Origin of the sequence: Gracilibacillus dipsosauri (genome assembly GCF_003176895.1) — a bacterium.
Lineage (GTDB): Bacteria > Bacillota > Bacilli > Bacillales > Amphibacillaceae > Gracilibacillus > Gracilibacillus dipsosauri.
Window position 1 is genome coordinate 75450 of record NZ_QGTD01000004.1, and the last position, 15746, is coordinate 91195.

Below are 15746 nucleotides of genomic sequence, written 5' to 3' on the forward strand. Positions count from 1 at the left end.
ATAAGGAGTGATGTTCATGTCTACCGCAGTGATAAAGCAAAAAATGAGAGGTTCTGCAGCCCTTCAGCAAATTTTGGCATTTGCTAGTTTGGTTCTTTTAATTATTTTCTTTTCTCTAGCCTCTGATAATTTCATGCAATGGTCAAATATTGAAGGTATCTTACTATCAACGACAGTCATTGGGATACTGGCATTAGGCACTACCTTTGTCATCATTACAGGTGGTATCGACTTATCGATAGGTACTGGGATGACGCTCACCTCTGTCATGACGGGAGTATTTATTGTTTATTTAGGCTTACCTATCCTAATAGGTATCCTTGGTGGAATTGTAATGGGAGCACTTATTGGACTAATCTCGGGATTCTCTGTTTCGATATTAAAAATACCGCCATTTATTGCTACGCTTGCAATGATGATGATCGCAGAGGGATTGTCTCTCATAATCTCTGGGGCTTCACCTATTTATTTTAGTGATATAGAGGGCTTTCATCAAATTGCACTCGGATCTATTATTCCTGGAGTCAACCTTCCAAATGCTATATTAATATTTTTTCTTATGGTGCTGATCGGCTGGATATTATTATCCAAAACCATCGTCGGGCGCTATACCTTCTCGATTGGTAGTAATGAGGAAGCCACTCGTTTATCGGGGATCAATGTTACGAAATGGAAAATCATTATTTATACCATTGCTGGATGCTTCACCGGTGTTGCTGGTGTGATTATGGCATCAAGGCTAGATTCTGCACAACCAGCACTTGGGATGGGATATGAGCTAGAAGCAATTGCTGCTGTCGTGATTGGTGGTACATCATTAAGTGGTGGTAAGGGCTCTTTAGTCGGGACGATGATTGGAGCACTCATTATGAGCGTACTTACAAATGGTCTACGGATCATGTCGATCCCACAGGAATGGCAGACAGTTGTCATTGGGTTTGTTATTTTACTCGCTGTTTATATCGATATGTTAAGAAAAAAGAATGTATAAAAAGGGGAGTTAACGATGAAAATGAAAAGCGTATTAGCCATTATTTCTTTGGTACTGATATTAGCTGCTTGTGCGAATAACACAACGGAGCAAAAAGAAGAGCCTAATTCAGGTTCATCAGAGGAAAAGCCATATATCGCCATCATCTCTAAAGGTTTCCAGCATCAATTCTGGCAAGCGGTTCAAAGTGGAGCAGAGAAAGCAGCAGAGGAATTCCAGGTCGAGATTACCTTCGAAGGACCAGAAAGTGAATCACAGGTGGATAAGCAAATGGAAATGTTACGCACGGCTCTGGACAAAAAACCTAATGCAATTGGTTTTGCAGCACTAGATTCACAAGCTGCTACCCCATTACTAGAAGAAGCAAGTGAGCAAGATATTCCGATTATTGCCTTTGATTCTGGTGTGGATAGTGACATCCCTATTACTACAGCCTCAACCGATAATTATGCCGCTGCTTCACTCGCTGCAGAAAAAATGGCTGAATTAATGGATGAAGAAGGAAAGGTTGCTTTAGTTGTGCATGACCAAGTCTCTCTAACTGGAACACAGCGTCGCGATGGTTTTGTAGAAACGATCGAAGAAAATTATCCGAACATGGAAATAGTTGATATTCAATATGGTGGCGGAGATCATTTAGAATCTACTAATCTTGCTAAAGCTATCTTGCAGGCTAATCCTGATATTGCAGGCATCTATGGCTCCAATGAAGGGTCTGCAATTGGGGTGGTTAATGCGGTAAAGGAATTAGGAAAAGAAGGAGAAGTGACCATTATCGGATTTGACTCTGGCAAACAACAAATCGATGCCATTAAAGATGGTGTCATGGCAGGTGCTATTACACAAAACCCAGAGGGAATTGGCTATGAAACCGTAAAAGCCGCAGTGGAAGCCTTAGATGGGAAAGAAGTGCCTGAAAGCATTGATACTGGCTTCTTCTGGTATGATCAAAGCAATTTAGAGGATAAAGAAATTCAAGCAGCTATTTATGAATAATACTATTGGATAAATTTCATGCTGATTTTTTAAACACCTGTGCATGTTAGAATATTTCCATTAGTGGGGTTAGAGCTATAGGAGGTTATTATGCAGACGTTATACCTTATGACTTTAAGTCTGCATTCCTCCCCACTGGTGTTTAAGCAAAAATCCCTGCTAGTTATACCACCACTGAGAATTTAATTTAACTTAATGGTTTTTCTTCTCTAAAAATACTTCCTCACTACTTTTCCTATTCTCCAGAAATTCTTCATGCTTAAACCCCCACCCACACATATCGTTTAAAACTGGGCGAAGAGTCTTCCCTTGATCGGACAAAGAATATTCAACCTTCGGCGGCATCTCATAATACACATGTCTGTTGACAAGTCCATCCCGTTCCAACTCACGAAGCTGATTGGTGAGCATTCCTTGAGTAATATTTGGTAGCAAACGCCTTAATTCCCCGAACCGCTTTGTACCTTTTTGCAGTAAAATAAACAAAATAAGTGGCTTCCATTTGCCCCCTATGGCCTGCAAAGTCGTCATTATCCCTTGAGTTATTTTCGAATCTTGAACCTCTTCTTTCATGACTATCACTCCATTCTTTATTATAAGTTTAACAAAGGATAGGAAAGGAAAAAAGTACGATTATTGATCATACTAAGTACGTTTTATCGTACTATTAAGTCGTGGTTATTAGTACTTTTTTTAAGACTTAGTTTTTAAAAAAATCCTACTTTGCAAAATAAAATTTTTGACCAATAATGGGTATAGTTCATTATTATTACGAAAACTGAAAGGATGAAAGTGATGAAGACTATGGTAATTGCTGCACACCCTAACTTAAATAATTCTCGAGCCAATCAAGCATTGTTGTTACAGCTAAGAAGTAATGCAGATATCTATCTTCATGATCTCTATCAAGAGTATCCAAATTGGAATATTAATGTAGAAAAAGAACAACAACTGTTGCTTCAATACGATCGAATAGTGTTTCAGTTCCCTTTTTATTGGTACAGTTGCCCCCCTCTACTAAAAAAGTGGTTTGACGAAGTCCTAACATTCGGCTGGGCTTATGGTCCTAATGGCGATAACTTAAAAGGAAAAGAGTTTATGGTGGCAACAACGACGGGAGGTACGGAGAAGCAATATCGATCAGGGGGAAGCAATTGGTTTACAGTCAGTGAATTACTAAGACCGATACAAAGGACCCTTACTAAGTGTACGGTACTTATCTCCCTGCCTTTATCTCCTATAATGCAAACGAAGGCACAGAGGACTACTTTGAGCAAGAAGCTAAACGATATGAGAAACATATAAAAACTTCTTTGAGTCTGTTAGCCAATTAAATTTAGGGACATCTGTTTGAGTAGAACTTTTAATCTTACAAAAATAAGAGCCTACCAGCATAGGCTCTTATTTCCTTACTTTTTATTCAATGGTTTTTTCCAAAACCCGATCATTAGAGCTGATACGATTGCTCCAATGGCAATGGCTACAAGATACAATAACCAACTACCTTCTACTGTCGGGATAACGAATATACCACCATGAGGTGCTGGAAGCCCAACTCCAAACAATAAAGCCAATCCACCTGCAATCGAGGACCCAACTACTAGAGAAGGAATCACTCTTCCAGGATCGGCTGCCGCGAATGGGATCGCACCTTCTGTAATAAAGAAAGCACCTAGCGCATAGTTTGTCTTCCCTGCATCTCTTTCCTCTCGCGTAAATTTATTGCGGAAAAAGGTTGTCGCTAGCGCTAATGCTAGAGGCGGCACCATACCACCAGCCATTACGGCTGCATGTGGGCCAAAGTTTCCTGCTTCAATCATAGCTATACCAAATGTGAAGGCTGTTTTGTTTATTGGGCCTCCCATATCAACAGCCATCATCCCACCGAGAATAAGACCTAATAGCATGGCATTCACACCAGTCATACTACCTAGCCAGCCTTCTAACCCAGACATAATCCAAGCAATTGGCTCAATAATAACGAAATACATGAGTAAGCCTGTAACAAAAACACTGATTACAGGATAGAAGAGAATCGTCTTTATTCCATCAAATGATTTCGGTAAGCCTGCTAGTAGCTTTTTCACGAGAACCACGACATAACCACCTAAGAAACCGGCAATTAAACCACCAAGAAAGCCGGCACCACCCATGGAGGCCATAAAACCACCAATCATCGCTGGAGCAAAGCCTGGTCTGTCTGCGATACTCATTCCAATAAAACCTGCTAGTACTGCTACCATTAAACCAAAGGCATAATCGCCACCGATTGCTTTTAATGCAGCAGCAAATTCATTATACGAAGCATGGTCTGGTTCAGCGGAGTGGATACCAAAGAAGAAGGAAATCGCGATTAATACCCCACCTCCGACAACGAATGGTAGCATATTTGATACACCATTCATTAAGTGCTTGTAGAAGCCTTTTCCTGCTCCACTTGAGCTAGCTTGGGAGCTGTCTCCATCTCCTTGGTAAACAGGAGCCTCGCCGTTTATTGCTGTGTTAATTAATTCCTCGGGCTTGCGAATACCGTCCGTTACTCCTCGTTGTAACACTTGCTTCCCACTAAAACGTTCCAGCTCTACCTTAGTATCGGCGGCAACGATAATCGCCTTCGCATTCGCTATATCCTCTTCTGTTAAACGATTTTTCACTCCATCCGAGCCATTTGTTTCTACCTTGATCGTTACACCAAGCTCTTTCGCTTTATCCTTTAAGGCATCTGCTGCCATATACGTATGAGCAATTCCTGTTGGACAACCAGTGACAGCTAGTATTTCAGGACCACTTGTGGAATTAGACACTTCTTCTTTTCCTAGCTTCTCTTTTTCCTTCTCATCAATGATCTCGATGATTTGCTCCTCTGTTTCTACCTCCATCAATCTTTGGCGGAAATCTTCATCCATTAATAAAGTGGATAATCTCGACAATGTTTGAAGATGATCATTATTTGCCCCTTCGCTTGCCGCAATCATAAAAAATAAATGGGCAGGCTGCGCATCTAATGAATCAAAATCTACTCCAGCCTTCGAACGAGCGAAGGCAATGGCAGGTGTTTTTACTGCACTTGTTTTGGCATGAGGAATGGCAACACCTTCCCCAATCCCTGTACTACTCCCACTTTCTCTCTCCCAAATTGCTTGGATAAACGATTTTTTGTCATTCAATCTCCCAGCTTGGTCTAAGCGATTAGCCATTGCTTGAATAACATCTTCTTTTGAGCTTGCGTCTACATCCAAAATCATAATATCTTTTTTTAATAATTCTGTGATATTCATAGCCCCTCATCCTTTCTTAAGATGTCTGTTTAAAAACTAAAGCTTTGTTACCTGCACTTCTTCTAATAACTTCTCGACCTCATCTTTTGTACACAATGTTTTAGAAAATGCTGTGGCACTTCCTGAAGCTACCGCATATTTTGCAGCTTCTTCAGCATGGTTAGATTCCTGCCATTTATAAAGGAAGCCTGCGACAGACGAGTCTCCTGCACCTACGGAGTGTACAGCTCGTCCTGTTGGGGCACTTAGCTTAAAGGTTCCTGCTTCTCCTACGTAAATGGCTCCTTCTTTTGCCATGGATACTAAGACATGATCTATTCGATTCTCCACATGTAATCTCTTAGCAAGCCTTACAATGTCCAAATCAGTTTTTATTTTTTCTGAAAATAGGTCGGCTAGTTCATGATTGTTCGGTTTTATAAAGGCCGGACTTGCTTTGATTGCTTGCTCTAATGCCGATCCACTTGTATCTAAAATGACGGAAACACCTTGGGCATTCAACATAGTTACAATGGAATGGTAAGTATCCTCAGGAAGAGAGGCCGGTAAACTTCCTGCTAGTACAACCATGTCTTCACTCGTTAATCCTCTGAGCTTATTAACAAAAGATTCATAGTTTTCTTCTGTAATGGCTGGTGATTTTCCATTCACTTCTGTTTCTTCATTTCCAGCTTTGAGCTTTACATTAATTCTGGTGTCCTCTTGTAAGGAGACAAAGTCATGTGCAATGCCCACCTTTTCTAAATAATTTGTGATAAATTTTCCAGTAAAACCGCCAATAAAACCTAAAGCCGTGCTTGTTGTGCCTAAGCGATCTAATACGCGGGATACGTTAATACCTTTTCCACCTGCTTCTTTATAATCGCCTTGACTTCTGTTAATCGTTCCTTGCTCTAATACATCAAGCTTGACGACATAGTCAATGGCAGGATTTAAGGTTATAGTATAAATCATAGTGACACCACCTCTAAAGTTGTTAATTTTGCTATCTTTTCTTGTTGTTCTGTCGATATCTCATCTGTTGTGATGATCGTGGCCATTTCAATATTTGCTACACTTGCAAAGGATACTTCTCCGAATTTTGTTGGATCTGCTAATATATAACTTGCTTGTGATTGCTCGATTGCAGCTTGTTTAACATTGGCCTCTTCAGGATCTGGTGTGGTGAACCCTTGACTTGCATGAATGCCATTTATGCCTAGAAAGCATTTGTCGAAACGAAATTCCTTAATAGCATCAACTGCCTTCGTTCCAATCAGAGCAGCAGTCCCCTTTTTTGCTTTTCCTGCAATGACATATGTCTCAATCCCATACTCCATAAGGAGCTGAACATGTGGAATGCCATTTGTAACTACGACAACGGATTTTTCTTTTAGTAGCGGGATCATTTGCATGGTAGAGGTACCTGCATCTAAATAAATCGAATCCCCATCCTCTACAAAGGTAACTGCCTTTTTCGCAATCGCCTCTTTTTCCGCTTGATATTGTGCGGTTTTTTCTAGAAGTGTGGGTTCTGCTCGTTTTTTCTTTAATAAAGAAGCACCGCCGTGCACCCTTTTGATTAATTGTTTATTTTCTAATTCGGTTAAGTCGCGACGTATAGTTGATTCAGATGCTCCTGTTGATTCGCATATTTGACGAACAGAAACGATTTCCTTCTCTTTCAATAGTCCTATGATGAACTCCTGACGCTCGATCGTTAACATTATAGGTATCCCTCAATTCATGAATTAATCGCTTACAGAGATTATACAATCATTTTCAATCATAGTCAATCAATAACGATCACAAACAACCAAAATCGTTCTGATTCTTTTGCACTATGATTTGGTTACTGCTACAAATTGCGACAATCAAGGATATTATTTCAAATAAATCATCTGCTATTCATCATAGACACTCTATTCGTTTAGGAAAACTAGGCACCTTGGTACTTTAAAATTTTTCAGTATATTGAAACCCTATTGTGTAAAAATTTTTATGCTTTCCTAACGCACAAAAAAGAAGCTGTCATAAGACAGCTCGTTTTCTACTCTATTTTGCTTTTAATCCTAGCTTTATCGCTTTATTCAATAAAACAGGCAATACAGATATATGATTCTCCTCTTCTAGCTCCTCAAACTGTACCTCTAGAAGAGGCACCTTCGATAATTCCTCGGCTAATTGCCGTGCATTTTCTGACATATTGGTGGAATGATTCGCCTCAAGCTCACCAACAGCTATCAATAAGGAAAGCGATCGTTGTTGGTCATTTTTTAAAAATGCCTTCTTCTCCTTACTGAGACGTGTTTTATTCCAGTGAATGGACGGACTACCAGCAATATAGTTTTGAAAGGCATGATTCTTCGTAAACAACGTATGTAATACAAATAATCCTCCTAAGGAATGACCAAAGATGGTTTGCCTTTGTTGATTGATATTGTAACGACGGAACAAAAATGGCTTTAAATCTTCTTCGATAAAAGCTAGGAAATGGTCTGCACCACCATGCTGAGGCGGGGGGTGTTTTTTCCAGCGTGAGCATATATCTATCTCTGGTGGGTCCATTGTATAATCATAAAATCGACGCGAAGAGAAGGCATCCGCTATTTCATAACCGATTCCGACAACGATTGCTGGTTGCACATTTGTTTTTTCTGTTCGCTGTGATTGAATTCTTACCGCTTCAACAGCTGTCCCAAAAACAGCGTTCCCATCCAATAAATAGAGAACAGGAAAACCTTCATCTGGCGCAATTTGCTTCGGCACATAGACCGAGATTTGATATGTCTGTTGGTCACGATTGGTTGCAATTAAGCAAAATTGTTCTGTATCCTGTAGCATGACTTGCTTCATTTTGCTCACCTCACTGTTCTTCTTTTTAATAAATAGATGAAATAAGGGATTCCTATAATAGCAATGACAACCCCTACAGGTAATTCAACTGGTGAAAAAATCGTCTTTGCGATGAAATCGGCCAAGGTAACTAAGACAATACCAATTAAGCCAGAGATGACTAATACATAGTTATGATGTAACCCGATCAAACGTCTTGCCATATGTGGTGCGAGAAGACCGATAAAGCCGATACTACCAGAAACAGCCACACATGCACTGATCAAACCAATACTACAGAATAGCCAAATACTTTTCTCCCATTCTGTAGCAAGTCCTACGTTCTTGGCAGAATCCTCCCCTAAATAGAATAAGTCTAGGTTAGCTGATCGAATAAAAATAATAGGTAAAAGAAGACAAAACCATGGCAATATGGCTATTATTTTTTGCCAGTCTGCATTCCAAATTGTCCCTGTCATCCACATTGTTGCAGCTTCAAAATCTTGTGGATCCATTTTTAAGGAAAGGTATAAGGTTAAGGCACCTAATCCCGAACCTGCTGCAATTCCAACTAATAATAATCGATTTGAATCTAATCTCCCGTTTGTCCATGAAAAACTATAAATAAATATTGCGGTGAAAATCCCACCAATCAGGCCAAATATAGGCATCGCAAAAGTTGCCATGAATCCTGCTTCCATACCGAGCTTGCTTATCGTATACATATACAGAACAATCGAAGCACCCGCACCAGCATTGATCCCTAGTATTCCTGGATCTGCTAATTCATTACGGGTTAATGCTTGAAGGATGGCACCAGCTATCCCTAGTCCCAAACCAACTAATATACCGATGACAATACGAGGCAAGCGAAAGGTGAAAATGACTAGTTGATTGTCATCACTTTCATCCATCCTTAATAAAGTGCGAACTACATCTGTTAAGGTCATCGAAAACTCTCCGTAGGTTAAGCTAAAATAAAAAACAAGTAAAAAGCCAAGAATCAAAATGGTGCTTATTCGAATAAACTTCCGGCCTTTAGCTTGATTTTGCTGCATATGAGCCCCCTCCTCTACTTTTAATTAGGTAGAGAAAGAATGGAACACCTATTGTGGCAGTAACTACACTTATTGGTGTCTCAAATGGATAATTTAAGAACCGACTTCCTATATCCGCAAAAGCAAGAAAAACGCCGCCTAACAACCCAGCAAACGGAATAGTCCATTTGAAATCTACGCCAACAAGAAACCGGCTAATATGTGGAATGATCAAACCGACAAATCCGATATTTCCTGCAAGTGATACTGAACACCCTGTCAAAATTACTACAGCTAAACCTGCCAATAGTTTGATCAGTCGATCTCTTTGTCCTAAACCTTTGGCCACATCTGTCCCTAAGGATAACACCGTCATTTGCTTTGAAATGGCAATCGCAAGGAAAAGTCCAATACAAGCAAAAGGCAAGACGACCTTTAATAAAGTAGGCTCCAATTGGTGGAGTCTTGCATTATACCAAAAGCTAATATTTTGTGAGGTTTGAAAATAGGTGGCCAACGCTGTAGCTACACTACTTAAAAATGTTCCAATAATCGTACCGATGATGGCCATTTTCACTGGCTTAAGGCCATCAGGCAAAGAGGATGCAAGTAAAAAAACCACCCCTGCTGCTATTGCCGAACCAAGGAAAGAAAACAGCACCATTGTTATATTGGATTGATTCGGAAAAAAGATCATACAACAGGTGATCATAAGAATGGAGCCATCAGACACCCCCATAATAGAAGGAGACGCAAGATAATTTCTTGTCATCCCCTGCATGATCGAACCAGATATCGCCAAAAAACAACCAATAAGAAGTGCACCTAATGCTCGTGGAATGCGAGAGAAACGGATAATTTGATGATCGACATTTTTTTCATCAAATTGGAAAATCGCCTCCCAAATCACATCCACTGGAATGGCTTTTGCACCAAGTAATATGGAGCAAAACATCGTGCCTATGATGACGACTGGAGCTATGATGAAAATGACGAATGGTATGAAGGTTTTGATTTTTCGCATAGCTCCTACCCCTTTTTACTCTGCTAACACATTCTCTTTGAATGCTTTTAAAAATTCGATTTTACTCCAAGCTGTGCCGCCCTGTGCAAGCGGATCTACCACATTCACGTAGACTTGATCGTTCTGTACTGCTTGTAGGCTTTGCCAAATTGGATTGACCTCTAAGTCAGACAGTGCTTCTGGATTATCTGCATTTTCTGACTCGGCATATTGAACAAAAATATAGTCTGGATTTACTTCACTAAACTTTTCTAGCGAAATAGCTTCTTGTGCTTCCGCTGCTTCGACTACAGATGGAACCGCCAGACCAAAATCCTCATACAAGGAAGGATTAAAGAATGTATTCTGAGAATAAATCATAATATTCCCACTCCTAATTCGAACAACGACCGCTGTCTTATCCTGTAGCTGCTCGGATGCTTTTGCTTGAATCTCTTCTAATTGTTCGTCATAGTCAGCTAGAATTTGCTCTGCTATTTCCTTGTCTCCAGATAGCTCGCCCATTAACAAGAGGTTGTCCTTCCAATCAGTAGATAGGTGGGATACTGGTATGACGGTTGCTATTTCATTAAGCTTTGAACTTACATCCTCAGGGAATTTGGTTGTGCTTAGTATAACGTCAGGGTTTAACTCCAAAATCTTCTCTAGGTTTGGCTGTTGCTTTTCTCCGATCGATTCAGCTGAACCAACAATCTCTTGATATAATTCTGGAAACTCACCACCAACGGAAATGGCACCGATTGGCTCTACCCCTAACATTAAGGCATCCTCCATTGCTTCTAAACTTCCTGTAATAACAATGGAAGGGTCTTTTGGCACTTCATAGGTCTCTCCTAAATAATTTATTTCAGTTGATTGACTAGTATCCTCTGCTTCTTCTTTTCCGCTACTAGAATTTGCTTCTTGCGTCTCTTCTTGTCCACAGGCCACTAATATTGTGAAAAGTAGTGTTAGTAGCATGAGACTGATCCATTTTTTTAACATCTATCTATTTCCCCCTCCGAATAACGATATTAATAATCATTCTCAATGGTAATACAAAAAAGAAATCCAATCCATGGACAATCTACCTGTTCCTATTTGGACAAAATTCCTCTAAGGTAAAAGGACGTTTAGTACGATGATAACCATTCTGTTAACTGATCGAGAATACGGTCATGTGCAATCGCTGAATATTCAAACCAAGGGTCTGTTGGTATCAGGTGTACATGTTGATGTTTGACTGCTTTCAATCTATTCCACTCAGCTGATCTCTTTACCTCCTGCCAGTCCTGTAGGGTTTCTTGCTCATGGCAAATCATGAACAGAATATGATCAGGATTTGCTTGATCAATTTCCTCTAATGATATCTCATGATCACAGATCGTTGTCCCGAGCGCTGATAGTAAACCTAATTCGCCATAGAATAATTCTGACATCGTTCGATTGCAATTCACATAAAGAGACTGTTTAAACTTTCTAATGAACAAAAAAGTTGTCGATTTGTATTTAGTTTGCAGTTGTTCTCTTACATTGGCCACTTTTCTATTAAATTGATTGAGCCAATCAACTGCCTTCTTTTCCTCGTCTAAATATTTTGCGATGAACATTAGTTGTTCCCGCCAAGTTTGCTTTCCATAATACATGCTTAACACCTTTGTTTGATCAGAAAGCTTTTCACTAATTCCTAATTGATCCCTTCGATCTGAAATAATGATGTCTGGAGAGAGATCAATCAGTGTATCGAGATTCGAATCCTTTCTTTCATTGATTTTATAAGCACTTAAATGGACAGGGATATCGACTCGATAATTTTCGTAATAGTAAGGTGTCCACTTTGGATGTAATGGTGCCGCATAAGGAATAATATCTAAGGCTAGTAATTGTCCGATATAATTCCGCTGACTCACTGCTATTTTTCTTTTATAACGAAGTCTATACTCACTAGGGGCGTAGCCTGTCTTCTTCTTAAACCATCTACTGAAATAATATTCGTCCTGAATCCCTACATGTGAGGCAATGTCTCGCAGCTTAAAATCTAATGTTATCAGTAGTTCTTTTGCCTTTTTTAGTCTCTGATGATGTAAGTATTTGATAGGACTCAGGCCAAACTGCCTTTTGAAACGATCAACAAAATAATGCTCACTCACCTGAGCCATTCTAGCTAAATGTTCAATCTGAATATTTTTTGAAAAATGTTCGTCAATATATTTTTTTGCTTCTATCAATCTATCCTCTAAAGAAATAGATAGCTTTCTTTTCATCGTTAAAATAGAATAGATCATTTTTTGAAATTGTATTTGTAATTGTAATGCTAATATTGGATTATCGTTTGGGTCCATACTGTTCAACTGATAGCAATATCTCTGGACTTGCTCAGGCTGGACAACCATTTTCCTCTCGGCTTCTAGCGGTAATTCCCCATTCATGTTGAAATGAAACAAAAAGGCATGTATATCCGGTTTTAGCGTTAGTGCATATGTCTCTTCAGGCTTACAAAGATATGCTTCCCTTTTGCTTATCTTTGTTTTTTCCCCATTTATCGAAATCCAGCCACTCCCCTTTGGAAAATAAAGTAGTAGATAATCCCGATTCCATGTATGCGTAAGCTGATAGTGCTTGTTAGAGTTCATAGATTCCACTCGTTTTAGTGTTACGAACACCGGTAACAGATCAAGCTGTTTTATTTCATACACACTAAACCCTCCCTTTATTGAAAATGATTCTCATTTACAATATACCATAAACCTTCAGGGGGCAGTTAGCGGAATCTATTAGGATGTTTTTCATATAAAACTAGAATCGATAATCAAGTTAAATGCTATCTTCCTTGTTATTCTGCTATGATAAGAGGAAGCAGACTAGAAGGAAGGTATCTAACTTGAGATATAGCTATATCTATTTTTCATTCGTATTTATTTTACATATTATTTCTGTCTTTTTTCCGAGTGAAACATTTTCTTATATGCTAGGAATTCTTGCTTTTACTATGCTTATGTTAAGCTTTGGATCTGCTTCCAGACTCTTTAAAATCCTTGGTATTTCCTTTGTAATCGTAGGGGCAATCTTTTTTGCGACAACTGACCTAGCCTTATTAGATATACCACCAATGCTAGAAGCAAACCTCTCGATCCTAACACTATTAGCGGTTCTTCCATGGATGAATAGTGTTGTAACAGCTGGTAGATTTGATAAACTGATACAAAATTTATTACGGGGAAACGTTCAGAATCTTGGTGCTCTCTATCAGCGGAGCACTACAGCAATGATGTCTCTAACAGCCTTTTTAAACGTCTCATCTGCTACGATTGCACAAGATGTTTTAGTAGAAAACTTGAAGCCAATCCATAAAAAAGTAGCAGATAAATTTATTATGATGACAACAATGCGTGGTTATTCCCTTGCATTGCCGTGGAGTCCATTGGAAGTCTTACTAGCTTTATCTATTTTTATTACAGGGGTTAAATATGCGGAGCTTCTACCGTGGATGATTATGATCACGGTTTTTATGTTCATTCTTGATAATGTTTGGGGAAGGTTATATTTTGGTAAAATAGACTACCCTAAAGATAATCAAACAATAAAAGAAAAGCAAAACAGTGAAATTCGACCAAAAATAATCCAATTAATCATTGCATTGGGAAGCTTCTTAGCACTTGTTATTCTATTAGGCAACTGGTTTCATTTAGAATTTATTTTTATTGTTACGATACTGGTTTTACCGTTTGCAGCATGCTGGGCATTTGCTATCAGAAGGAGCAAAAGCTTTTGGACAATTGGGTGGAATAAGTGGAAATATAGTATGAACAACATGCATAATTTCATTGTCCTATTCGTTACTCTCGCTTTTTTTACTGGTAGTTTAAATGATTCACCTGCATTAAACTTGATTCAAAGACCTATTATTCTAGTAGCTGACTATCCAATTGTTCTATTAATCATGATTCAAGTATTATTTATGTTGATGAGCATGTTCGGTGTACATCCTGTCGCTACAATGGGGGTTATAGGTGGTATTAGCACAATGCTTATTGATATTCTAAATCCGCTCAGTCTTGCGATTATTTTGGTGACAGCAGGGGTTTCTACCGTACCAATTGGAACTTATGGACTTGTTGTTACGATTACATCTATGAGTCTAAGGCAAAGTCCTTACTTGATCACCTACTATAACTTAATCTATTCCTTGATTTTTGGTACTGTTGGGATTTTAGTTGCTTACTTCGTTTTAGGTTAACGATACTGATTTTACTTGCAATAGTCATTCTTGTATGGAGTATAATATGCTAAGACAAACAGTAAAAAGCAGGTGAACTCAAATGAAAGTCACAGCAAAAATGATTGCAGAACAATTAGGTATGTCAACAGCAACTGTGGACCGTGTTTTGAATAACCGAAAAGGTGTTAGTGAAAAAACGGTTCGCAAAGTCCGTGCAAAAGCAAAAGAATTAGGCTATCGACCAAACCGAGCAGCGAAGTTTTTGTCAACACAGCGATTGATTCATATTGCTTTTATATTACCAGTCGTTCCAGATTATTTCTGGGGAGAATTAGACAAAGAAATCAAAAAAGCCGCTTATATGTATGAGGATTTTGGCTTTAATATTGAAGTGCATCGTATTCATACAATTCCTAACAATGAACAAGTTCAATATTTAGAAAAGCTGATCGAAAAGGGAAAGTATGATGCATTTGCAATTGCTCCTCATGATGCTGGTCCATTTGAAGAGCTAATAAACCAAGCTATTGAAGCAAATATACCAGTCTTTACTGTCAATACAGACGTTCCTAACAGTAAACGAATTGCCTATGTTGGGAGTAATTATTTCGATGCAGGCTATTTAGCAGCGGAGCTTATTTATCTTTTCAAGGAAAATCTAACAAGTGTCATTCTAATTAGAGATCTAGAAGATACGTTTCAAATGAAACATAAGGAAAGGGGCTTTCTCGCCTTTTTTCAGGATCATGATCTAGATGTTGAGATCCAAACACTATATTTTAGCCAAAGTGCGTACACGAATAGTCAGCATATAAAAGAGGTAATGGAAAAGGAAGCGGATACGTTAAAAAGGACGGATGCCATTTATGTTGCGAGTGGTATTCTAGGTGAAATCAAGAACTATTGGTCATGGTCTACAAAGCATATCATAATCGGCCATGATATTAATCAAGCCATTTATGATTCGATGAAAAAAGGTGTGGTGACAGCAACGATTTGTCAGGATCCAATGGCACAAGCTACTATTACCTTACAGAAGGTTACAGATTATATGCTGGAAGAGCAAAGTGGTCAAGTAGACGATCATATTGTGAAGCTTGAAATCGCAACAAAAGCAAATGCAAAATATTATCTCGATACAGCTAACAAATAATATTAAGGAAAGACGAATACCCTTGTTAAACATTCGCCCCAAAAGTGGAACAAGATAACGAGCTACTATTAGCTGGTTATCTTTTAAAAAAGGCTGTCTTTTTTAACGGACAGCCTTATAAACTTATTCATTTATCTCAATTAAAAACACTTTCCACCTTTGATTGGTATAAATCAGAGTACAGTATATCAAGAGTGTAACAATAAATGCCTTGTTGCTCTCTTTCATAATTGCGCCAATTAATTTTGTTAAAAG

The 15746-nt window shown here is 38.8% G+C and carries 14 protein-coding genes; 5 read left to right on the forward strand and 9 right to left on the reverse strand.

The annotated features are described in order from the left end of the window. Nucleotides 1–10: 10 nt before the first annotated feature. Nucleotides 11–991 (forward strand): ABC transporter permease, encoded by a 981-nt coding sequence (locus tag DLJ74_RS02070; protein WP_181397411.1) that lies wholly within the window; start codon nucleotides 11–13, stop codon nucleotides 989–991. Between the two features lie 15 nt (nucleotides 992–1006). Next, complete coding sequence (locus DLJ74_RS02075) at nucleotides 1007–1987, forward strand: ABC transporter substrate-binding protein (protein WP_109983151.1); 981 nt, start codon at nucleotides 1007–1009, stop codon at nucleotides 1985–1987. A 192-nt stretch (nucleotides 1988–2179) separates the two neighbouring features. On the opposite strand, the gene DLJ74_RS02080 is transcribed toward DLJ74_RS02075, so the two are convergent. Further along, a complete protein-coding gene (locus DLJ74_RS02080) occupies nucleotides 2180–2560 on the reverse strand; it encodes a winged helix-turn-helix transcriptional regulator (protein WP_109983152.1) in 381 nt (126 codons plus the stop codon). 222 nt (nucleotides 2561–2782) lie between these two features. On the opposite strand from DLJ74_RS02080, the gene DLJ74_RS02085 reads away from it, so the two are divergent. After that, nucleotides 2783–3292 carry an NAD(P)H-dependent oxidoreductase gene (locus DLJ74_RS02085; protein ID WP_425454558.1) on the forward strand — a complete coding sequence of 170 codons (510 nt, stop codon included), beginning with the start codon at nucleotides 2783–2785 and terminating at the stop codon, nucleotides 3290–3292. Nucleotides 3293–3396: 104 nt separating this feature from the next. On the opposite strand, the gene DLJ74_RS02090 is transcribed toward DLJ74_RS02085, so the two are convergent. The 8 genes from DLJ74_RS02090 to DLJ74_RS02125 all read right to left on the reverse strand — a co-directional run bounded on the left by DLJ74_RS02090 (nucleotide 3397) and on the right by DLJ74_RS02125 (nucleotide 12815). Then, nucleotides 3397–5265, reverse strand: a complete 1869-nt coding sequence (locus tag DLJ74_RS02090; RefSeq protein ID WP_109983153.1) for a PTS fructose transporter subunit IIABC — start codon at nucleotides 5263–5265, stop codon at nucleotides 3397–3399. 36 nt (nucleotides 5266–5301) lie between these two features. Then, complete coding sequence (gene pfkB / locus DLJ74_RS02095) at nucleotides 5302–6219, reverse strand: 1-phosphofructokinase (RefSeq protein WP_109983154.1); 918 nt, start codon at nucleotides 6217–6219, stop codon at nucleotides 5302–5304. Beyond that, nucleotides 6216–6971, reverse strand: a complete 756-nt coding sequence (locus tag DLJ74_RS02100; protein ID WP_109983155.1) for a DeoR/GlpR family DNA-binding transcription regulator — start codon at nucleotides 6969–6971, stop codon at nucleotides 6216–6218. Before DLJ74_RS02100 ends, pfkB begins: the two co-directional genes overlap by 4 nt. A gap of 328 nt (nucleotides 6972–7299) precedes the next feature. Further along, nucleotides 7300–8100: an alpha/beta hydrolase gene (locus DLJ74_RS02105; RefSeq protein ID WP_109983156.1), complete on the reverse strand. Its 801-nt coding sequence runs from the start codon at nucleotides 8098–8100 to the stop codon at nucleotides 7300–7302. A gap of 5 nt (nucleotides 8101–8105) precedes the next feature. Next, complete coding sequence (locus DLJ74_RS02110) at nucleotides 8106–9137, reverse strand: FecCD family ABC transporter permease (RefSeq protein WP_109983157.1); 1032 nt, start codon at nucleotides 9135–9137, stop codon at nucleotides 8106–8108. Continuing rightward, complete coding sequence (locus tag DLJ74_RS02115; RefSeq protein WP_109983158.1) at nucleotides 9118–10140, reverse strand: FecCD family ABC transporter permease; 1023 nt, start codon at nucleotides 10138–10140, stop codon at nucleotides 9118–9120. Before DLJ74_RS02115 ends, DLJ74_RS02110 begins: the two co-directional genes overlap by 20 nt. 15 nt (nucleotides 10141–10155) lie before the next feature. Next, entirely contained in the window at nucleotides 10156–11124 is a 969-nt protein-coding gene (locus DLJ74_RS02120) for an ABC transporter substrate-binding protein (RefSeq protein ID WP_109983159.1), read from the reverse strand. A gap of 128 nt (nucleotides 11125–11252) precedes the next feature. Beyond that, nucleotides 11253–12815 (reverse strand): AraC family transcriptional regulator, encoded by a 1563-nt coding sequence (locus tag DLJ74_RS02125; RefSeq protein WP_109983160.1) that lies wholly within the window; start codon nucleotides 12813–12815, stop codon nucleotides 11253–11255. A gap of 185 nt (nucleotides 12816–13000) precedes the next feature. Here DLJ74_RS02125 and DLJ74_RS02130 point away from each other — a divergent pair, with 185 nt between their 5' ends. Then, entirely contained in the window at nucleotides 13001–14356 is a 1356-nt protein-coding gene (locus DLJ74_RS02130) for a hypothetical protein (RefSeq protein ID WP_109983161.1), read from the forward strand. 82 nt (nucleotides 14357–14438) lie between these two features. Continuing rightward, nucleotides 14439–15491: a LacI family DNA-binding transcriptional regulator gene (locus DLJ74_RS02135; protein WP_109983162.1), complete on the forward strand. Its 1053-nt coding sequence runs from the start codon at nucleotides 14439–14441 to the stop codon at nucleotides 15489–15491. Nucleotides 15492–15746 lie beyond the last annotated feature (255 nt).